This is a genomic window from Pseudomonas sp. GW821-FHT04D07 (assembly GCF_059420225.1).
The window spans coordinates 20802-40705 of sequence record NZ_JBWKTH010000017.1; the positions used below are offsets into that span (position 1 = coordinate 20802).

The 19904-nt window shown below is 58.0% G+C and carries 21 protein-coding genes and 3 pseudogenes; 11 read left to right on the forward strand and 13 right to left on the reverse strand.

The features are described from left to right. Window positions 1-42 precede the first annotated feature (42 nt). Window positions 43-525: a nuclear transport factor 2 family protein gene (locus tag AC07T0_RS19480; RefSeq protein WP_495002757.1), complete on the reverse strand. Its 483-nt coding sequence runs from the start codon at window positions 523-525 to the stop codon at window positions 43-45. Window positions 526-660: 135 nt separating this feature from the next. On the opposite strand from AC07T0_RS19480, the gene AC07T0_RS19485 reads away from it, so the two are divergent. After that, window positions 661-1587: a LysR family transcriptional regulator gene (locus AC07T0_RS19485; RefSeq protein WP_495002758.1), complete on the forward strand. Its 927-nt coding sequence runs from the start codon at window positions 661-663 to the stop codon at window positions 1585-1587. A gap of 153 nt (window positions 1588-1740) precedes the next feature. On the opposite strand, the gene AC07T0_RS19490 is transcribed toward AC07T0_RS19485, so the two are convergent. Further along, the gene (locus tag AC07T0_RS19490; protein ID WP_495002759.1) at window positions 1741-3153 is read right to left on the reverse strand and encodes a sodium:solute symporter family protein; all 1413 of its coding nucleotides are present in this window, start codon (window positions 3151-3153) and stop codon (window positions 1741-1743) included. Between the two features lie 263 nt (window positions 3154-3416). Here AC07T0_RS19490 and AC07T0_RS19495 point away from each other — a divergent pair. From AC07T0_RS19495 to AC07T0_RS19505, 3 genes and pseudogenes are all read left to right on the forward strand, one after another. Continuing rightward, window positions 3417-3898 (forward strand): annotated as a pseudogene (locus AC07T0_RS19495) (LysE family translocator). Window positions 3899-4015: 117 nt separating this feature from the next. Next, window positions 4016-4392, forward strand: a pseudogene (locus tag AC07T0_RS19500) (transposase); the annotation flags it as partial. Between the two features lie 101 nt (window positions 4393-4493). Continuing rightward, window positions 4494-4985 carry a GNAT family N-acetyltransferase gene (locus AC07T0_RS19505; RefSeq protein ID WP_495002760.1) on the forward strand — a complete coding sequence of 164 codons (492 nt, stop codon included), beginning with the start codon at window positions 4494-4496 and terminating at the stop codon, window positions 4983-4985. A 204-nt stretch (window positions 4986-5189) separates the two neighbouring features. Here the strand turns inward: AC07T0_RS19505 and AC07T0_RS19510 are convergent, their stop codons facing one another. From AC07T0_RS19510 to AC07T0_RS19540, 7 genes and pseudogenes are all read right to left on the reverse strand, one after another. After that, window positions 5190-5495, reverse strand: a complete 306-nt coding sequence (locus AC07T0_RS19510) for a hypothetical protein (protein ID WP_040067179.1) — start codon at window positions 5493-5495, stop codon at window positions 5190-5192. 222 nt (window positions 5496-5717) lie between these two features. After that, window positions 5718-5960: pseudogene (locus AC07T0_RS19515) on the reverse strand (tyrosine-type recombinase/integrase); the annotation flags it as partial. Between the two features lie 29 nt (window positions 5961-5989). Then, window positions 5990-6712, reverse strand: a complete 723-nt coding sequence (locus tag AC07T0_RS19520; protein WP_495002761.1) for a hypothetical protein — start codon at window positions 6710-6712, stop codon at window positions 5990-5992. Further along, on the reverse strand, window positions 6709-7707 hold the full coding sequence (locus AC07T0_RS19525; protein WP_150638969.1) for an NADP-dependent oxidoreductase: 999 nt from the start codon (window positions 7705-7707) through the stop codon (window positions 6709-6711). The genes AC07T0_RS19520 and AC07T0_RS19525 overlap by 4 nt, the downstream gene beginning before the upstream one ends. Before the next feature lie 68 nt (window positions 7708-7775). Further along, window positions 7776-8645: an alpha/beta fold hydrolase gene (locus tag AC07T0_RS19530; protein WP_495002762.1), complete on the reverse strand. Its 870-nt coding sequence runs from the start codon at window positions 8643-8645 to the stop codon at window positions 7776-7778. Window positions 8646-8729: 84 nt separating this feature from the next. Continuing rightward, entirely contained in the window at window positions 8730-9518 is a 789-nt protein-coding gene (locus AC07T0_RS19535; protein WP_495002763.1) for an SDR family NAD(P)-dependent oxidoreductase, read from the reverse strand. A 54-nt stretch (window positions 9519-9572) separates the two neighbouring features. Then, on the reverse strand, window positions 9573-10673 hold the full coding sequence (locus AC07T0_RS19540; protein ID WP_495002764.1) for an alkene reductase: 1101 nt from the start codon (window positions 10671-10673) through the stop codon (window positions 9573-9575). Window positions 10674-10821: 148 nt separating this feature from the next. Here AC07T0_RS19540 and AC07T0_RS19545 point away from each other — a divergent pair, with 148 nt between their 5' ends. Beyond that, window positions 10822-11409 (forward strand): TetR/AcrR family transcriptional regulator, encoded by a 588-nt coding sequence (locus AC07T0_RS19545; protein ID WP_495002765.1) that lies wholly within the window; start codon window positions 10822-10824, stop codon window positions 11407-11409. A gap of 312 nt (window positions 11410-11721) precedes the next feature. Here AC07T0_RS19545 and AC07T0_RS19550 read toward each other — a convergent pair whose 3' ends face one another. Together AC07T0_RS19550 and AC07T0_RS19555 are read right to left on the reverse strand one after the other, a co-directional pair. Beyond that, complete coding sequence (locus tag AC07T0_RS19550; protein WP_495002766.1) at window positions 11722-12408, reverse strand: glutathione S-transferase family protein; 687 nt, start codon at window positions 12406-12408, stop codon at window positions 11722-11724. Window positions 12409-12477: 69 nt separating this feature from the next. Beyond that, on the reverse strand, window positions 12478-13224 hold the full coding sequence (locus AC07T0_RS19555) for an SDR family oxidoreductase (protein ID WP_495002767.1): 747 nt from the start codon (window positions 13222-13224) through the stop codon (window positions 12478-12480). Window positions 13225-13358: 134 nt separating this feature from the next. Here AC07T0_RS19555 and AC07T0_RS19560 point away from each other — a divergent pair, with 134 nt between their 5' ends. From AC07T0_RS19560 to AC07T0_RS19585, 6 genes are all read left to right on the forward strand, one after another. Continuing rightward, complete coding sequence (locus tag AC07T0_RS19560) at window positions 13359-14246, forward strand: LysR family transcriptional regulator (RefSeq protein WP_495002768.1); 888 nt, start codon at window positions 13359-13361, stop codon at window positions 14244-14246. An 886-nt stretch (window positions 14247-15132) separates the two neighbouring features. Beyond that, a complete protein-coding gene (locus AC07T0_RS19565; RefSeq protein WP_495002769.1) occupies window positions 15133-15441 on the forward strand; it encodes a hypothetical protein in 309 nt (102 codons plus the stop codon). A gap of 132 nt (window positions 15442-15573) precedes the next feature. Further along, entirely contained in the window at window positions 15574-16119 is a 546-nt protein-coding gene (locus AC07T0_RS19570; protein ID WP_495002770.1) for a DUF2867 domain-containing protein, read from the forward strand. Window positions 16120-16312: 193 nt separating this feature from the next. After that, window positions 16313-17008, forward strand: a complete 696-nt coding sequence (locus AC07T0_RS19575) for a tRNA (adenine(22)-N(1))-methyltransferase (protein ID WP_495002771.1) — start codon at window positions 16313-16315, stop codon at window positions 17006-17008. Then, window positions 17005-17712 carry a phytanoyl-CoA dioxygenase family protein gene (locus tag AC07T0_RS19580; protein ID WP_495002772.1) on the forward strand — a complete coding sequence of 236 codons (708 nt, stop codon included), beginning with the start codon at window positions 17005-17007 and terminating at the stop codon, window positions 17710-17712. Before AC07T0_RS19575 ends, AC07T0_RS19580 begins: the two co-directional genes overlap by 4 nt. A gap of 155 nt (window positions 17713-17867) precedes the next feature. Next, window positions 17868-18062, forward strand: coding sequence for a hypothetical protein (locus AC07T0_RS19585; RefSeq protein ID WP_495002773.1), 195 nt, complete (start codon window positions 17868-17870; stop codon window positions 18060-18062). 73 nt (window positions 18063-18135) lie between these two features. Here AC07T0_RS19585 and AC07T0_RS19590 read toward each other — a convergent pair whose 3' ends face one another. Beyond that, window positions 18136-18267 (reverse strand): hypothetical protein, encoded by a 132-nt coding sequence (locus tag AC07T0_RS19590; RefSeq protein WP_495002774.1) that lies wholly within the window; start codon window positions 18265-18267, stop codon window positions 18136-18138. 96 nt (window positions 18268-18363) lie between these two features. Further along, window positions 18364-19851: a MocR-like pyridoxine biosynthesis transcription factor PdxR gene (gene pdxR, locus AC07T0_RS19595; protein ID WP_495002775.1), complete on the reverse strand. Its 1488-nt coding sequence runs from the start codon at window positions 19849-19851 to the stop codon at window positions 18364-18366. Between the last annotated feature and the right edge of the window lie 53 nt (window positions 19852-19904).

A 19904-nucleotide genomic window follows, 5' to 3' on the forward strand; every position in this document is an offset into this window, starting at 1 on the left:
CGTAATCAGCAAGGGGTAGGTTGAGGTGTGTGGCGAAGTCAATCAGCCAGGCAGTACCAGACCGTCGCCGGGGTCACCGCCTCCAACGTCGGGTTCAGGCCACACCACATCAAGGCGAGTCCGGCTGATCAGCCATTGGCCATCGACACGGCGGTACTCATCGGCGTAAAGCCCCAGTAGCAGCAGTGGGTTTTCGTGAGCGGGGCGTGCAGTGGTGAAGTCGATCAAGTAACAGCGGCCTTCCGCCCGGTCCTCCTCAAGTACTTCAATCCAATGATTGGAAACGGCATGAATGAAGGGGTAGCGGCCGCGCTGATGAGTGTCGAAGGCAACGAAGGCCTGGGTCAGACCTTCCTGGATGGCCTTGCGGCCGCGCCAGGTGCCACGATCCACTTGGCAAATGGCGTCTTCGGTAAACAGTTGGGCGAGAGCGTCGATTCGATTGGTGTCGAGGTGGTGGCAATAGCGCAGTCGAAGGTTTCTGATGGCTTCAAGCGTGAGTAAGCGATTGAGTTCGGTTTGCATGGGCACCTCGGTTGAAGGGGTATTCAAGAGGGCGCCAGCGTAATCCAATCTCTCAGTTCTATTAATTGCGTAAAATTCTAATCACTTGATCCTCTGAAGCTATAATCGAGCAGCACCCACTCTATGGAATAGCTTATGGATTCGCCGCGATTCGACGGCATCCCCGAATTCACGCTAGCCGCTCAACTTCAGAGTTTTACGGCCGCAGCGCTGCAACTGGGCGTGACCAGCTCGGCGGTGGGCAAGAGCGTGTCGCGCTTGGAGAAACGTCTTGGCATCAAGCTACTGCACCGAACCACGCGCAAGCTGAGCTTGACCAGTGAAGGGGAAGCCTACTTGGCCAGTTGCCTGCGAGTGATGGACGAGCTACGGGACACTGAAGATAGTTTGTCTACAGGGCATGCCGAGCCCCGGGGGCGCTTGCGCATTGATCTTCCTGCCGCGTTCGGGCGGCGACACATTGCCCCGTTGTTGATTGGCCTGTCGCGGCAATACGCGCACCTTGATCTGACCATGACCTTCGGCGAGCGCACCGTCGATATGATCGGTGAAGGCATTGACCTGGCGGTACGGATAGGCGACTTGAAGGATGATCCGGAACTGGTCGCGCGCAAGCTGGGTGAGCAGCATCTGGTCATCTGCGCTTCGCCCGATTACCTGCGCAGAAACTCACCGGTCCTGGAGAAGGCGGATTTGCTGCTGCACGATTGCATCATCGCCTGGCGCAAGGGGTTGCGCGCCGCGTGGCTGCTCAGAGGGCCCAAAGGTCTTGTTGAGCAGCAAGAGATTCGGGTTCGGCATGAGTTCGGCGACGGCGAAATGATGCTCCAGGCGACTCTGGATGGCTGTGGCTTGTCGCAGTTGCCCACCTGGCTGGTTGATGAGCATTTACGCAGTGGTGCGTTGGTGACGGTCCTGGATCGCTACGCCGGAGCGCGGATGCCGATTCATGTCATCTGGCCGCGCACGCGTTATATCCAACCCAAGGTACGAATGATCATTGATGCCTTGCTGACGATGACGGCGGCGCAGGCGGAGTTGTTTCTGTCCAACCACGCCTGATTCAGCCACGACGTGAAAAGAGCGAAATAGACATCGTCGATGCCCACGGATTGCTGGCCAGGCACCACCCGACTCAAGTTGATCCTGTCACCGCGATCTTGATATCACGCCGGCGGTAGAGCACAACCCTACAAGGCAACTTATTCGTGCGACTCACGGCAGGGCGGTTTCCGGCGACTCCGCGGGCTTGGGTGGGGTGCCACGTCGCATGGCGTGGCCGATGCTCATGATCACCAGCGGCGTGAACAGCGCGACATAGGCATTGTCGATGCCCCACGGATTGCCGGCCAGGAACCATCCGACGGTCGCCACCAGGGAGGCGATAATGCTGATGAACGCGGCTTTCGGCGTGCCGAATTTGGGCGCATAGAACACCATCAGCACCAGCACCGCCAGGGACGCGCGCAGGGCTTTGCCGAGGAAGGCGATCATCAACACCTTGTCGGAGGTCAGGGCCAGCGCGATCGGCAACAGACCGACGACGACGGTCGCCAGCCGGACAAAGCGCAGGGATTTGGCGTCGCTTTTTTCCGGGTTGAACCAGGGCTCGTAGAAGTCGCGCAGCAACAACGTGGCCGAGCCCATGCTCACCGCCGAGATGGTGCCGAACAGCGAGCCGGCCAGGCCCGCGACCACCAGGCCCGCGGTCAATTGATCCATGCTCGCGATCAGGCGGGGAAAGGCTTGCAGCGAATCAACCTGCGGAAACAGCGCGGCGCTGCACATACCGATCAAGGCCGCGCCGATACCGAAGGGGATCATCAGGCCCGCGCAATAGAAGCAGGCGCGTTGCGCCTTGCCCGCGTCGCTGACCGTGTTCACCGCCTGAATCACATACTGGGTGGAGAAGATCGAGCCGATGCCGGCGATCATCCAGGCGATGATCTGACCCCAGCCGATGGTGGTCCAGTCGAACATGCTGGGCGGTAGTTGAGTGCGCAGGGCGCTGATGCCGCCGACCTGTTTCAAGCCGAACCACAGCGCCAGCCCGACGCCGAGGTACTTGAGGCTGGCGTGGACGAAGTTGGTATAGATCACAGAGCGCATGCCGCCGATGCTGACGTACAGCACCGACACCACACCGACAATGATGATCGCCAGGGTGCGATCGACTTGCAGCACACTGGCCAGCACCGCGCCGCCGCTGGCATAGATGGACACCGCGACGATTTCCAGGGCGAAAATGGTGATGATCGAGGTGGCAAAACGGGTTTTCTGCCCGTAGTTGCGCGACAGCACGCCGGAGATGGTGTTGTCGCCCAGATCCTTGTATTTGCGCGCCAGCAGCCAGGCGAACAACACAAAGCCCAGGGCCAGGGCGAAGAGGTTCCAGGCGGCGGAGATCCCGGTTTTGAAGCCGGTTTGCGCGGTACCGATACTGACGGCGGTGCCGATAAATTCCGACAGCATCAGAAAACCGATCAGAAACGCTGGGAAGTGCCCGCCGCCCGTGGTGTAGTTATTGGCGCTACGAGAATGTCGACGAACACCGAAACTGATCAGCGCGAGGCTGAGCATGTAGAACGCGGTGATGGAAAGGACGATCCAGGAGGAGTGGGACTGCATGGTCATTGCCCGATCAACGTGATGAAGGTTGAGGGGAATACGGCAGGAGCGCTGGCGCGGGCTGGGTTCATGGTGATGCTCTTTAAGTATTATTGTGATGCGTTTTAGCTTCCTGCCTTTTGTTTGTGCTGTCTAATATTGAGTAAGTATTGGTGAATACCTTAAAGGTATCGGTGTGTGGCAAAAAGGTGTTGAGCTGTGGGGATGAAACATTCCGATGACCCTTGTAGGATTGGTCCTTCAATCCCCGACGAGTCAGAAAAATGGATGTTCGCTCGATTCTTGCCTTCATCCTGGTCGCAGAGATTGCCATCGCCAGCCCGGGGCCCGCGACGTTGATGGCATTGAACAACACTATCTGGGTGCCAAGCAGTTGTTGAAAAAGAGCCCGGTGCTGGCAGGTGAAGCTCAAGGCCAGCCCACCTGCCACAGGCCATCGCGCAGCAAACTGTACAAGTCGGCGTTCCTGACCGCCGCCACCAACCCCAAGGCGACGATGTTTTTCACCGCACTGTTCCCGCAGTTCATCGATCAAAGCGGCGCACTGCTACCGCAATTTCTGATCCTCACAGCGATCTTCATGGCCTTGTCGCTAACGTCCTTGAGCCTGTATGCCGCACTGGCTTCTCGCGCCAAAGGCCTGCTGATTCGTCCCGTATTTTCCAAATGGTTGAATCAGGTGGTGGGGTCGACCTTTATTGGCTTTGGTGCAGCGGTACTGAGCATGCGTCGGCAGGGTGTTTAGGGGAGGGGGAGGCTGTCGAGTGTGAGCGGCGGCATTGGGCAGATTCTGTTGAAAAAGTAGCTCCCCGGTCTGACCTGCGGCAAAATTGCTTCATTAGCCGGCGGGGGATCGCACAGCATGATGGGACAGTTATCGAGTGGGCAGGAGCGACTGTTTTACTCGTTCAACCTGAAGATCACATCCCAGCCAATCACCTTCTGCGCAGCATTGATCGGTGTCTTGATCTGAGCGACCTGCGCCATTACCTCGCCGATTTCTACAGCCCGATTGGGCGTCCTTCGATTGATCCTGAGCTGATGATCCGCATGTTGATCGTCGGCTACTGCTATGGCATCCGCTCCGAACGGCGGTTGTGCGAAGAGGCCCATTTGAACCTGGCGTATCGCTGGTTCTGCCGGTTGAGCCTTGAAGATGAAGTCCCCAACCACTCGACCGTTTCCAAAAATCGACACGGCCGTTTTCGGGACAGTGATCTGTTTCGTTGGTTGTTCAATGCGTGCGCCGCGGTCGCTGTATGGCGCGCTTTTATTCAATCTGTGTCTAACATTCTGCTCTTGATCGCCCTAGCATCGGCTGCTCCGTCCAGGTGCATACGATGAAAGAGATTCCCGGCAACATCGATTTTTCAGGCTTGACGGCCCGTCGGCTAGGGCCAAATGACCGTGAGATCATTTGTGTGCACCGTGAAACGATGTTCCTTGAGGCGGGAGGAGACCCCTCTAAGTTGCGGGTGATGACTGAACACTTCCGGCCCTGGTTGCACCAGCGTCTATTCGATGGCCGCTACTACGGTTTTGCGTTGATGGACACAGGGAAGCCTGTGGCGGCGATAGGTATGATGAATATCGACTGGCCACCTCATCCGTCCCATCCGACCTTAGACCAGCGCGGCTATGTGCTAAACGTTTTCGTCGAACCCGCATACCGGCGCCGGGGCTTGGCTACAACCCTGATGAAGTTGGCTGAAGCCGAGTTTGCCCAACGCGGAATAAGTTTTGCTGTATTACACGCGACCAAGGCCGGCAAACCGGTGTATGAAGGACTGGGCTGGGCGGCTACCTCTGAGATGGCGAAAACCGTTTCGTGATTTGACTGCCTACCTCAGGAGCCTGGTCGCCGCTTCCAGCCGTTGATGAAAGGCTGCTTCGGGTCGACTCCCGCCCGTCGTGACAGGCAGACGGGCGGCCAGCAGCATCAATATCGTGGTCTGTCCCCGATTGCTCGTCGCGACTTGATTGCGCCAAGACAGAGTAGGATTTGGGGCGTGTAAACCGCCCCGTGCTGATCGCCCTCAGCCCCATGTTTTTCCGAGCGCGTCCAGACCGGCTCTTTGCAGGTCCTGCGGATTCATGGCAAGGCGGAACTTGCAGGTCGCCTCGAAGTTGAGAAAGAAAGGTTCTGCAAAACTGGGGATTTCAGATGAGTCTTGTACGTTGATCAGGAAAATCCCACCGCGCATTCCCTCCTGCTCGGTGAAGTAGGCAGTCTCTGGCTTGATGCTCTCCAGGATACGCCCCATGATTTCGCCGATCTTCCCGGATCTGACGAGAGCGTTGAAGGGTTCATTCGGGAACTCGACCATCAGTAGCATTTTCATCATTCGATACTCTATTCAAATGGCAGCCTCATCTCCCTACCTTTGCTCCTGGCGCTCATGCCGTCAGGACTGCATTCAACCGTTCCTGTGGTGTGTTAAGCATAGCGAAGCATGAGTTGACGTTCGTCCGGGGCTACGGACGGTCATCAAGCTGCCGTTCGCCATCTGCCCAAGCTTTCAGCATCCTCGAAATTGCCTAGCATCGACCGTCGCTATAAATCGTCAGACTTCCGTCTGTTCTGCCATTTCAAGGGCATCGTCGACCTCGATTCCCAGGTATCTGACGGTGCTTTCGAGCTTCGTATGACCAAGCAGGAGCTGGACAGCTCTCAGGTTCTTTGTCCTGCGATAGATCAGCGATGCCTTGGTTCTTCGTCGCGTGTGAGTACCGTACATGGCTGGGTCAAGGCCAATGGCTGTTACCCACGCTTTTACTATTCGAGCGTATTGTCTGGTGGATAGATGTCAACACCGGTTGAAAACTGACCCTTGTTTCATAGTGGGTCGACTTCGCCTGTCGTGATCGGCAGAAGTCTATGGGCCTTACCTTGGTCAGTGCGCGTTTTCTGCCGTTCCCAGGCCAGCTTTATCGCCTCAACGTTAGGCACAAACCTGGACATATGCCGAATCCCTACAACCGGCACCTTCCGCTCGCCAATGGTGGCGGTGAACCCATATGTCGCGCGGTAGGAAGACGCGTCAACATGATCCAATGTTTCTCCATTGCCAAACGCATCCCACAGGATCTTCGCAGCCGATGGGCTTCCCAGCCCGTTGCTGTACGCAATGATCAACTCCGGCTCAGCGAGCGGCAGGGTCACCCGCTCGAAGAAGCTCATCGATTTGCGCGTCAGTGATGCCAGGCTTGCCGCAGAAGATTGCCGTGCGACTTTTTGTATCGATGCAGCATCCTGCGAGCACAGTAGCAAGGCGTTGGTATAAAGGGTGTCGCGCCAGTCAAAGCCAAGTGCCGTGGGTAGCTCAGTCAGTCGCCTGGCGAGGGTCTTCGGCCCCCCCCATCCATGCAACCCGTTTCGTCCTACTGCTCCTAGCATCAAACTGCGCCAAACGATCACTGGCGGTTCAGCAGATACAACTTCCGGTTGCAACTCTTCCTGTTTCTGCAACTCTGGCGGAGTCACCACGGATGATGGCTGCTGATGCGGAAAAAGTTGCGCGGCCTCTGCGGTCGACTCATCGATAGGCAGCGTAGTCATTTGATCGTCACAACGACCTTGCCCTTGGCTCGTCCCTGCTCGACGTACTTCAATGCCTCTCCCGTTGATTCAAAGGTGAAGGAGCGGTCAACCACAGGTTTGATGATTCCGGCCTCAATGAGCGCGGTGATTTGTTGCAGTTGGGCGCCATTGGCCCGCATGAACACGAACGTGTAGCTGACGTCCTGCTTGCGTGCCTTTCGCCGAATACCGAGGCTCAGCAGGCGCATGACTTGCTTCAATGGCCAGGACAACCCCTGCTCCTGCGCGAACTGCGCAGTGGGTGGCCCTGAGATGGAAATGAGTTGGCCACCGGGCTTGAGGACCTTGAGTGACTTCTCCAGTACGTCCGCGCCGAGGCTGTTCAACACCACGTCGTAGTCGTGCAAGACACTTTCGAAGTTCTGCTGTGTGTAGTCGATCACCAGATCGGCCCCCAGCGCCTTCACCCATTCGACATTCGCGGTGCTGGTGGTGGTCGCGACAAAGGCGCCGAGGTGTTTGGCAAGTTGGATGGCGAGGGTGCCGACACCGCCGGAGCCGGCATGGATCAGCACTTTCTGGCCCTTTTTCAGTTGGGCGGTTTCGACCAGCACTTGCCAGGCGGTCAGTGCGACCAAGGGGATGGACGCAGCTTGTGCCATGTTGGTATTGGCAGGTTTCAGGGCGATCGCGTTTTCGTTCACGGCGATCAATTGGGCGAACGTCCCGATCCGCGCTTCGGGCGGGCGAGCGTAAACTTCGTCTCCCTGTTTGAACCGTTTCACTTGCGAGCCAACCTCAACCACCACGCCCGCCAGGTCATTGCCCAGTACTAGCGGAAATGAATAGGGCAGGATCAGTTTGAATTCGCCTTTGCGGATCTTCGAGTCCAGCAGGTTGACACTGCTGGCGTGCACCTCAATCAAGACGTCGTGGGCACCCACCGCGGGGGCGGGCGCTTCGCCAATGCGCCCGGTGTTCTTGCCATAGCGATCAATTAAAAATGCCTTCATCGTTGTGCGGCTCTTGTCGATTGGAATGAGGGGGGGGGGAGCGTTTGCGGCGTTAATGTGCCGTGTTGTCAGGCATCAAGGAACGCCAGTGCCTTGGTCACAAAGTCAACGTAGTGCTGGAAAATGCCGCCGTGCCCGGCATCTTCATAAATGACCAGTTGTGCGTTGGGGATGCGGTTGGCCAGCGCAATCGAGTTAACGCTGGGCACCATGATGTCGTTGTCGCCGTTGACGATCAGCGTCGGCGTCCGCAAGCGCCCGAGGTTTTGGGGTGCCTGTTTGCCCCACGCGGTGATGGCTTTCAACTGCCGTAGGAAAGCACTGGGCGTCGGGCCTTTGTCCCGATTTTTTTTGCGCTCTTTCAAGCGTTGCAAAAACAGCGATGCGGTTCGACGGCCATTGGGCGTCGAAGTAAAGAATAGGTAGAACTTGGGATCACGCAAGGTCAGCAAGCCTTTGAGCATCAATGGCCACGTCACCGAGCCGACCTTGTCGATACCGGTCCCGCCGGCCGGCCCGGTGCCGGCGAGAATCAAGCGGCGCACCAATTCAGGCGCCTTCAGGGCGACATCTTGAGCGACGAAACCGCCGAGTGAAAAACCGAGCACATCGACTGTCTTGAAACCCAGCGCGCGTATCAGTTGAATGGCATCGTCTGCCATTTCGCCGACCGTCATTGGCGCGGTTCCACCAGAGCCGCCGATGCCGCGATAGTCGGTGGCAATGATGCGCCTTGTTTGTGCCAGGCCATCGATGATCCCGGGGTCGAAGTTGTCCAGCACCGCGCCCCAATGGTTGAACAGTACGAGGGGCACGCCGGTCTTGGGGCCGATGTCGCGATAGGCGAAGAGAATGCCGTTGACCCGGATCGACTGATTCGCTGCGTTGACGAACGACGTCTGCGAGCCCGCGGGGTTATTTGTTTTCGTGGGGGTCATGTCTACTCCGAACAGAGGCCCGTAGTCGATGCAGTGCCTTGGGCGCCTGCATCGATACCTGCACGGGTGCTCGCTACAAAATGATCACTGTTGAGTCTGGTAGCGCTGGGCAACCGCAGACTGGCGGATTTGCTGCAGCAGGCCCTGACGTGCGCTCTGCAGGTCATCCCAGCGTTCAGCTTCGTGCAGCGGCGGGATAGTCACCGGCTCACGCCGATCAAAACCGACCAGTGCGGCATCCACCAGATCGCTTACTTCCATGACTTCGTTCAAGGTGTTGATGTCGATGCCTGAGCGATCCCAGATCTCCGTACGGGTGGCGGCCGGCAGCACGGCCTGCACGTAGACACCCTGAGGCGAAAGTTCCAGGCTCAGGCCTTGGGAAAGGAACAGCACAAACGCCTTGGTCGCACCGTAGACCGACATGCCGAACTCCGGCGCCAGACCCACCACCGAACCGATGTTGATGATCGCACCGTCGCCTGCTTTGGCCAGGCGTGGGGCGATGGCGCTGGCGAGCCGCACCAGCGCCGTGGTGTTGAGAGCGATCAGTTGCGCAACGCTGTCGGTGCTTTGGTCGATGAAGTTGCCGGACAGAGCCGCGCCGGCGTTATTGACGAGGATGCCGATACGGGCGTCGTCGCGCAGGCGGGACTCAACGGTTGTCAGATCGCTGAGTTGGGTCAAGTCCGCCGGAATGACATCGATGGCGACGTTGTATTCGCTGCGCAACCGGGCTGCAAGTGCGTCCAGGCGTGCTTGGTCTCGGGCAACCAATACGAGATCGTGGCCGCGTTGCGCGAAGCGTTCGGCGTAGACGGCGCCGATGCCAGTGGAGGCGCCAGTGATGAGAACGGTAGGGCGAGTGCTCATGGGGTCATCTCTCTTTCAGAATGTGTGAAAACAGAAGGCGCGGTCATTGATTGCTCAGCTTGCGGTGGCGCTCAATTCAGCCAACGTCGGGTAGTCGATGTAGCCTGCCGAGCCGCCGCCATAGAGGGTGGCGGGATTGAATGCGGACAACGGCGCGCCGCTCTTGAGGCGCTCCACCAGATCCGGGTTGCCAATGAACGGGCGACCGAACGCAATCAGATCGGCCTGGTCTTCGGCGAGCCGCGAAATCGCCAGGTCCAGGTCATAGCCGTTGTTGGCGATGTAGGTATGTTTGAAGCGCTGGCGCAGGGCGCCGAAATCGAATGGCGCCACGTCACGCAGGCCGCCGGTCGCGCCTTCGACCACGTGCAGATAAACCACGCCGAGGGCGTCGAGTTGATCGACGACGTAATCGAATTGCGCCTGCGGATCACTGCTGGAAACGCCATTGGCCGGCGACACCGGCGACAAGCGCACACCGGTGCGATCCGCGCCGATCTCATTGACGACGGCCGCCGTCACTTCGAGCAACAGACGTGCACGATTTTCAATCGAGCCGCCGTAAGCATCGGTACGCAAGTTGGCGCTGTCCTTGAGGAATTGATCCAGCAAATAGCCGTTCGCGCCGTGAATCTCCACGCCATCGAACCCGGCGGCGACGGCGTTTGCCGCGGCCTGGCGGAAATCGGAGACGATCCCCGGCAGTTCGCTGATATCCAGTGCGCGCGGCTCGGAGACATCTTCAAAGCGGTTGTTGACGAACACTTTGGTGGCGGCGCGCAACGCAGAGGGGGCCACGGGAGCGGCGCCGTTTTCTTGCAGATCAACGTGCGACACACGGCCGACATGCCAAAGTTGCAGGAAGATTTTTCCGCCCTTGGTGTGGACTGCATCGGTCACTTTGCGCCAGCCATCTATCTGCGCCTGCGTATAGATCCCGGGGGTGTCCTGATAGCCCTGGCCCTGTTGGGAAATCTGCGTGGCTTCGCTGATCAGCAAGCCTGCGCTTGCGCGTTGGCTGTAATAGGTGGCCGCGAACTCGCTTGGCACAAAGCCTTCGCCTGCCCGGTTGCGTGTCAGTGGCGCGAGGACGACACGGTTCGACAGCGTGAGGGCGCCAAGCGTGTAAGGGGTGAACAGATTCTGGTCGGTCATTTGGTAATTCTTCCGTGCCCGTTGATGGAGATCGGTTGTGCGTGCAATTAGGATGATGATCGAAATCTAAACTGTCAACAATTTTGATTATGACCAACATCTATGTATCATTGGCGCATGATTTCCCAGTGGACATGAGGTATTGCACGTGAGAGTGACCAAAGCCCAGGCGCAGGCCAATCGGGAGCACATCGTTGAGACGGCCTCTGAGCTGTTCCGTGAGCGCGGCTTCGACGGCGTCGGTGTGTCGGATCTCATGGCGGCTGCCGGTTTCACTCACGGAGGTTTCTACAAGCATTTCGGTTCGAAGGCCGACCTGATGGCCGAAGCCTCGGCCAGCGGCCTTTCCAAATCGTTGGAAGGTGCTGAATCGCTCGATATTCCGGGCTTCATCGACGTCTATGTGACGAGGGAACATCGGGACGAACGTGGCAGCGGTTGCACCATGGCCGCGTTGTGTGGCGACGCGGCGCGTCAATCGGATGATTTGAAAGCGACGTTTGCCGAAGGGATCGAGCACACCCTGCAAACACTAGGGGACAAATATCCGACCAGGCCGGATGCCGCTTCAGGTGAGGGGAGAAAGAAAATGATCGACCTGTTGTCTCGTGCTGTCGGTGCGATTATTTTGTCGCGTGCCTGCCCGGATGATTCCGCACTGGCGGATGAGATCCTTGAGGTGTGCCGCGCTGAAATGTTTGCTTCGTTGTCGGTCAATGAAGTGGAAGCGGTGTAGAGGGGCGGTTCATTCAAAGCGTGTTTTTCGGTAGACCTTCGATTTTGATGCTCGGATCCGAAAGTCAACTTTGGCAAAAGCTGCGGTTCATGAACGGCTACTTTTGGCCGATTGCAGCCCTTTGTGACAGGCAGCAATCGGCCAAAAGCGGACATGGAGCGCCTACGAAAGCTCAGTATCGCTATCCGTTGTATAGGCACTTTCCTGAAGAGTAGGAAAGCGGGCCTCCTGCAAATTCGCAAAGGAGACCCCGCTCCACGGTCGCACCAGGCTAAGTCCCGCCATACGAGACACTGGACTGATATTTATGACTCATCTGACTAAAATGGCCTTCACCTCCAGCAGATGTTTGCGTAACCGGTCTGCATAATCCTCGGCGACAGCAGCCTGAACGCTAGCGCGATTGGCCAGTGCATGACGCCACTCGGCAATGCGACCAAGTCCATCAAACAATGAATGACTTGGTTCGAATCCCAGTATGTCGAAGTAGCGAAAAACTGGGGCTACAGCAATATCCACCATACTGAGCATCTCGCCAGCGAAGTACGGCCCCTCCATCTTTTCACCGTCAAGTCTCTCCAGCTTTCCCCTCAGCGATGAAGACTTACCAAGCGCTGTCTGCTGATCCGTTGCGTTCAAATATCCCCATGCATCAGCAAGCATACCAGTGGCGAATTCGATCCAAGCACGGTGTTGAGCACGGGAAATTGCATCTTTCGGGTGCAAAGCGGGCTCCGGATACACCTGTTCGATGTATTCACAGATAGCCACGCTCTCGAAAAGTACGGTCGCTTCCTCATCGCCTTTTTGCACCATTAGAAGCGGGACTTTGCCCGTTGGCGACATGACCAGAAACCAGTTGGGCCTGTCCTTCAAATCCACATCAACCCGTTGAAATGGAGCCTCTTTTTCGAGGAGTAAAATTGCTACTCGCTGAACAAACGGACAAAGCCCATGGCTAACAAGCGTGAGCCGTGATTGCGACATTTGAATACCCACTGTTATTTCGACAACACCCGCTTCCGAGCGGGAAGCGGGCTGTATAGAAGCGAAGTTGTGACTCGCCCATTAAAGCGAGCGCCCACCATCAACAATAATTTCCGTTCCGACCGTCCAACGAGACTCGTCCGACGCCAGATACAGAACCGCCTTAGCTACTTCTTCAGGCGTACCGAAACGGCCAAAGGGTATAGTCGCGGCGATATCTTTGTTGAGCTGCTCGCGATAGGCATCGGGGATACCCAGCTTGTCGTACAGCGGAGTATCGATCGGGCCAGGGCTGATCGCGTTTACACGAATACCACGCGGGAGAAGCTCGCTAGAGAGCGTTTTCGACATGTTCAGAAACGCCGCCTTCGTTGCCGCATAAACGGATGAACGCGCGACGCCCAGGTGCGCACTTACCGAGGTGTTAAGAACCACCGATGCAGGATTAGAGAAGGCCGGCAGCAGTGCTTGCAGGAGGAAGTAAGGGCCTTTGACATTGATGTCGAAGGAGCGATCAAACATCTCCTCGTTCCAGTCTTCGATTGGCATCCAGACGGATACGCCAGCATTGAGGAAGGCAACGTCGAGCTGCCCGTAATGAGACTGAACAGCCTGCGCCAGCTCCTTCTGGGCTGCGACACTAGCTGAGTCGGCTCGCAGCACAAGGACTTCGCTACCTAAAATAGCTTGAGCATTTGCCATGGACTCAGGATTAACACCTGTGACGATCACGCGTGCGCCTTCGGCGAGAAATTGCTTGGCGGTCTCAAGACCGATGCCGCTTGTACCGCCAGTGATGAGGGTACGCTTGCCTTGTAAACGGGACATGTAAATTTCCTCTCTTTTGGGGCGGCCAGCCGGACGACTGACCTTCTGAGAGCAACTATGTATTCATGCCAGCGCGCTGATAAGATGGGCAAATAGAATAGATCTCATGCAAAATCTGCATGAAAAGGGGCGTGATGGACCGGTTGTTACTGATGAGCTGTTTTGTACGCGCTGTCGAGACAGGTAGTTTTTCTGCTGCGGGACGTGATCTAGGACTAGGGCAACCGAGCGTTAGTCGTTACGTCGCTGCTCTTGAAGACCATTTGAAAACCAGGCTGCTTCACCGATCCACACGAAAGCTGATGCTCACGCCCGAGGGTGAACGGTACTACGCAGATGCGCGGCGTATTCTGGATTCAGTGGAACAGTCAGAGTCCTCACTGAGAGGGAACGTAGCGCCGTCTGGGTTACTGCGCGTCGCTTGCCCGACCGCATTGGCTCACACCTTCATCGTACCGCACGTCGCGAGCTTTCTAGGGCGCTATCCCGAACTGTCGCTCGATCTTCAAATCAATGATCGCTACGTCAATTTAGTCGACGAGGGGGCAGAACTCGCGATTCGTATTGGGCATCTGGAGGACAGTGCAATGCGAGCCCGGCCACTAGCGAGGTTCGAGCGTGTGTGCGTTGCCAGCCGTGCGTACCTAGAGAAACGTGGCTCTCCCTCTTCGCCTGATGACCTGAAGGAACACGACTGCCTCATTTATACCCTCCTATCCACTGGAACCAACTGGCGGTTTAAGGATACTGATGTCCCGATCTCCGGACGACTGCGTGTCAACTCGCCTGAGGCGATACGTGAGTACGTCAATGCAGGATTGGGAATCGCGCAGGGGCCTCAATGGCTTTATGAGGAAGGGCTGAGAAGTGGCAATCTTCAATTGCTGCTTAACGAATACGTGGCACCACCCGTCCCGATCCAAGTCGTATATTTAGCGAATCGGCTGCTGCCCCAGCGAGCCATCGTTTTCATGGATTTTATGGCGGATGTTTTTGCTGCATTCCATGAGCGCCCTAAATAACCTCCTAGCCCACGCCCAGGGTGCGAACGGAGAACCATCAGCATGTCGGCCCCTTGGGCGAAAATCGCTATACACTCACTATTCTTGCTCGTCAACGGGGCTTTAAGTAGTCACACTGGACTGCAGGGCTTGCCTCTCAAAAGTGTCCTGATTTATTGCCAGCGCCGATTCGATACATCTCTAAATCAAAGGTGCAACGCTCATCTCATGCGGTTAAGAAAACGGGGGCAGATTTATTTGGATCACCGACCGCTTCTGGCCGATAGCAGCCGATCCTGCAAGGCTGCTATCGACAGACCGGGTCGTTGCGTCTGGTGAATGGGCGGGGGAGAGCTCTGCCGTTTCCGGTGGGCAATTCGCTAATTATCCCAGCCCGGGCCCCTGTAGGGCTTTTTGTCTTGTTCGGGGGAGGCCCGTCTGGTACTCCGCACAATCCATACGTGAAATAGCCTTCCAAAAAAACTCATATTTCCCACACGTTTCAGGCATGGGAGAATATTGCGTGCGCCAAACGTCGGGGCTACTGTTCAAGTGTCGCTGCAAATTCAGCGACGCGGGTTTTGCAGCCCGGATCGAAAAGGCGCACAGCGCCGCGTAAGCGGCATTTTTACGCTCGTGTTATGGCGAGTTGTGCACAGGAGGCTTCGGCCTGCCGGTTCCTTTTCCCGGTCTGCAAACCTGTGTACGGCTCGCCACCTTCCGTTTTGCAGCGTGGGTGACGAAGTTCCATTCATGAAAAGGAGCGTCACCATGACTAAGAAGATCACCCCCGATCCGCCGGTTGTTCGCAAAGCTCTCAGTACCGCCGACAGAAGCCTGTATCTACGCAAACTTTCTGATACCCCATCCAACGAACCCGAGTCGGTCCCGGCCAACACCCCCTCGTTTGCTCGATACCCTCGCGTTCACCAGCTCCAAACCTGTCATCCCCGAAGCGCCCTACAAACCCACGCTATTCGCCATCCAACCCGGCATCACCGCCCAGGATGCCCTGACCTACGTTTCCAATCTGCTCGAAACCGCGGAACTCAATGGCGACGAAATCAGCCTGCACACCAACCCCGTCGAACGGGCGTTGTTCTGGGGCATGCTGCATTCGGTGGAGGTGGCGCGTGCGGTGGTGGATGCCTTGTTGGAGGGCAAATCCCCGTCTAATCAGCTATCGTCAGCGTCGGGCAACCCTCCGAATGGTTGAGGTTGCCAGCCAATAAAGCGCCCCCCGTTTCCAAGGCGTTGAGTATGGGGTGAAAAGGGCGGACGTAGCCGTCACGCAAGCGTGCCGGTCAGCTCGGCGTTAGACCTCAGAAACGAACCATAGGCCGCCTACATGTCAACCGAACACCATCACGCAACCTCTGTGTCGCTTCCTCCAGAGTCAGCGATTGCTAAAGCCTACGCATCGATGAATCTCGCCGACGCTTACTCGATCGAGCTTCCCAGCGGAGCGTCAACCAACCCCGAATTGTTGGCGAGGTTCATCTTCGCTCACCAAGCGCCTTGGGTCAGCAGGCTCATGACGGTTCGAGACGCGCTCGTAGCCGGTTTCGGCCTCAAGACAACTAAGCATCTCGCCTCACTGGATGCGCAGAGCGGAGCGGGCCGACTCGGCATCTTTAAGCTCTACAGCACAAGTCCAACTGAAGTTGTTCTTGGAGAAGACGACAAGCACCTGGACTTCAGGCTCTCCGTTCTGTGTTCCGGTCAGTCGTCGCCGGGCGCTAAACGTAACTTGACCCTGTCGACTGTTGTTCATTGCCACAATCGCTTAGGTCGTCTCTATATTTTTCTCATTGCCCCGTTTCATCGCTTGGTCGTTCAGTCCAATCTTCGCAGTGCGGCACGGGTCGGCTGGCCGTCGGCGACGGAGGCGTAAGCCAAAGTCCACATCATCATGTGCGGCCAACTGAGGTGGGGAGACCGGCTAATGGGTGTCCCACTTTTCCTCGTCCCACTTTTCCTGATTGATGCTTGCAGAGGGCTTGAGCGACCGGGTGTCGGTCGGTGGCGGGTTGACCTTGGCCGGGAATACCCTCACGGTATTAATCTGTGCCCAAAAGGAGTGGCAGTTGAACGAACAGACATTGTCCATGCGCCTGGAACGCGTGGCGGCGCATGTGCCGGCTGGTGCGCGCCTGGCCGATATCGGCTCGGACCACGGCTATCTGCCGGTGGCGCTGATGCGCCGTGGCGTTATCACGGCGGCGGTGGCCGGGGAGGTGGCATCGACGCCGTTCCACTCGGCCGAACGCACCGTGCGCGAGAACGACCTGGACTTGCGGATCAGCGTGCGCCTGGCCAATGGCCTGGCGGCGATCGAGCCGGGAGACGGGATCACCGCGATCAGCATTTGCGGCATGGGTGGCGAGACGATCCGCGACATCCTCGACAACGGCAAGGTGTACCTGAGCGGCAAGGAGCGGCTGATCCTGCAGCCCAACGGCGGTGAGCAGCCACTGCGTCAATGGCTGATGGAAAATGGCTATCGCATCCTCTGTGAGGAACTGTTGCGGGAAAACCGCTTCGACTACGAAATCATCGTCGCCGAGCGCGCCGGGCCGGTGCTCTACACCGCCGAGGAGTTGTACTTCGGCCCGCTGCAGATGCAGGCCCGTAGCCCGGCCTTCCTGCTCAAGTGGCGGCGTATGCTGCGCGAAAAGCAGAAGACCCTGACCAGTTTCACCCGGGCGCGGCAGGCCGTGCCCGAGGAGAAGGTGCAAGACATCGCCCGGCAGGCCCGTTGGATCACCGAGCTGCTGGCATGAGCTCGGTCCGGGTGAATCGCCCTCATATTCGTCGGGACCACGAGCAACTCCACCGAGAGGGCTATGTGCTGCTCCGTCAAGCGATCCCGGCCGAGTGGCTGGATGAGCTTCGCGCCGTGTTCGAGGCGGGCGTGAAGCCTTCGGACCAATGGCCAGTGCCGCGTGGCATGGACTGTCGGCATTCGCTGCTGGACGTTGATTCGACGATTCAGGCGGTGTGCCGTCTGCCGGAGGTGCTGGCGGTGGTGGGGGAGTTGATGGGAGAGCGGTTCTTCCTCTCGCAGGTGGAGGGTCGCGAGCCCCTGGCCGGTGGCGGTCATCAGCAACTGCACCGCGACTTGTCGGCCCAACGGCCCGGCGACAGGGTGGGCGCCCTGGCTTATTTCGACGATTATGGCCCCGGGAACGGCGCGACCCGTATCGTCCCCGGCAGCCATCGCCCCGAACAGGGAGAGCGGCCATTCGACTTCAATGACGAGTCCCGGTCGGTGCAGCTTTCCGGCTCTGCGGGTGACATCCTGGTATTTGATGTCGACCTGGTGCATGCGGGCAGTCTGAACTCAACCGGCGCCCGCCGTCGCTCCATCCTGATGAGCTATTTTGCGGAACCTCTATACGCATCACACCTGGAAACGGTGAGCCTGCGAAGTGTTCGGATGGACACGAGCGAGCGATTCGATCCCGCGGATTTTGCCTTGGGATGAGACATTCCGACTAGGCTTGTAGCTTTCGTCCTTCAATCCCCAGCGAGTCAAAAAGATACGGACCTTCCTGCCTGTATCCAAGGCGTTGAGTGTGGAATCTTGGGAGCAACAGGAGTAAAAAATACCTTACCGGCCTCAACCCAGAGGATGTGCCAATGGTCATTACTATCAAAGAACGCGACGAGGACCACATGTCTCATGACTCCAGTAGCGCGGGTGTCAGGATGTGGGATGTCTATCAAGGCGATGTGCTGGTCGGCGTTTATCACAGTGAAGCGGATGCGTTGAAGTACAAGGCTTTGCTGGAGAGCGGTCGATTGGATAGCCTCAAGGCGCCTCCGAAAGGTTAAGACCAACGCAATGAAAAAAGCCCAGCTGGGTGCTGGGCTTTGTGTTTGCGGGAGAACGGGGCGGCGAGCCCGATTAAAACCCGGTATTGCCCTGAGCCTGCCGCGCTGCTTTTTCCTTTTTATGGTTCTTGATGTCCCGCCAGGCGCCCCAGGTGATGAGAGCAACCCCAAAAATGGCCATCAGAATGATTTGACTGGTAGGCATAGCCCGCTCCTTGCAGAAAACGCCCATTGAACGCGCTACCGCCGCTCCTGCCAAATCGAGGGGGTTACAGAATATTTCAATGGGCGGCACCGGTACCTACTGGGTGATGGCCTGCGCCGCCTGCGCCAACCGCTGGGTGGCCTGGCGGATTTCATCTCGATCCAGTGAGGCAAAGCCCAGACGCAGTGCATTCTCCGCTTGATCCATGGGAGAGAACTGGCGGCTGTCTCGCACCACCAGGTCGAACTCCAGGGCTTTTTCCACCAGTCGGCCGACGTTTATGTCGTCGGCAAAACGGACCCACAGCGCCAGCCCGCCTTCGGGTTCCTGCACCGAAATCCGCTCGCCAAAGCCCTCCACCAAGCAACGCTGCAGGGTTTCTCGACGCCGTCGATATTCCTTCGAAACCCGGCGCAGGTGCTTCTTCAGTTCACCGTCATTGATCAGGTCCGCCAGCATCTGCTGCGCGACCGCATCCCCATGACCCAGGGTCAGCGCGGCGTTTCGGTTCAGCACCTCGATCACATCAGGGGGCGCAACCACATAGCTGCAGCGGAACGTCGAGCCCAGCGACTTGGACAGCGAACCGATATAGATCACATGCCGTTGGCTGCTGTCGCTGGCGAGAGGCAGATAGGGGCGACCGTCAAAGTGATACTCGTAGTCGTAGTCTTCCTCGATCACGCAGAAATCATGCTGCTTGGCCAGCGCCAGCAGTTGTTGTCGACGCCCGGCATGCAGGCTGACGGTGGTGGGGAACTGGTGATGAGGGGTGAGATAGATCATTCGCACCTTGTGCCGTCGGCACAGCTCATCGATCTGATCGACCCGGCAGCCTTCGCGGTCCAGGTCCACGGTCACCAATCGCGCGCCCAATTTGCGGAATATCTCCCACGCCGGCGGATAACTCAGGCGTTCCACCAGCACCACGTCACCGGGCTCCAGCAGTGCGCTGGCGGTCAGGTACAGCGACATCTGCACGCCCTGGGTCAGGCAGATATGCTCGGCCTCAACGGCCAGGCCGCGATTGTTGCGCAGCATCTCGGCCAGTGCCCGGCGCAGCGCATGACTGGTGCCGTCACAGCCGTGGCGCACGGTATTGGAGACGAAACTCTTGCGCAGCGCATTGCGATAGTAGCGATGCAGGACGGCTTGCGGCAGCAAACGGTGGTCGCAGGCGCCGTTATCGAAGAACAGCGCCCCAGGCTGATGTTGCAGTGCCGTCGCCTGGTGACTCGGGTTGAAATACGGGACGGCGGGTTGCGCCCGCAGTTCCAGCGCGAAGGACGGTGGGGCGCTGCGGGCCTTGGCCATGGGCGCCAGTTGCGCGTTGACGAAGGTCCCCCGGCGCGGTTCGCTGACCAGCCAGCCCTTGGTCACGGCTTCCTCGTAGGCCAGGATCACGGTCTTGCGGTTGACGTCAAGCAACTGCGCCATTTCCCGTGTTCCGGGCAGCAGCGTCCCAGGCGTGAGGCGCCCGTCGACAATCGCGGTCACCAGGCCTTCGACAATCTTGCGGTAGGACGCTTGAGCCTCGGTCTCCTCCAGCTTGAGCAAGGGCCGCCATTTACGCATCTGGACCATCTGAATTATCCAAAACTGGAGGTTCTAATGGTCCTAGTCTAACGCAACAATTG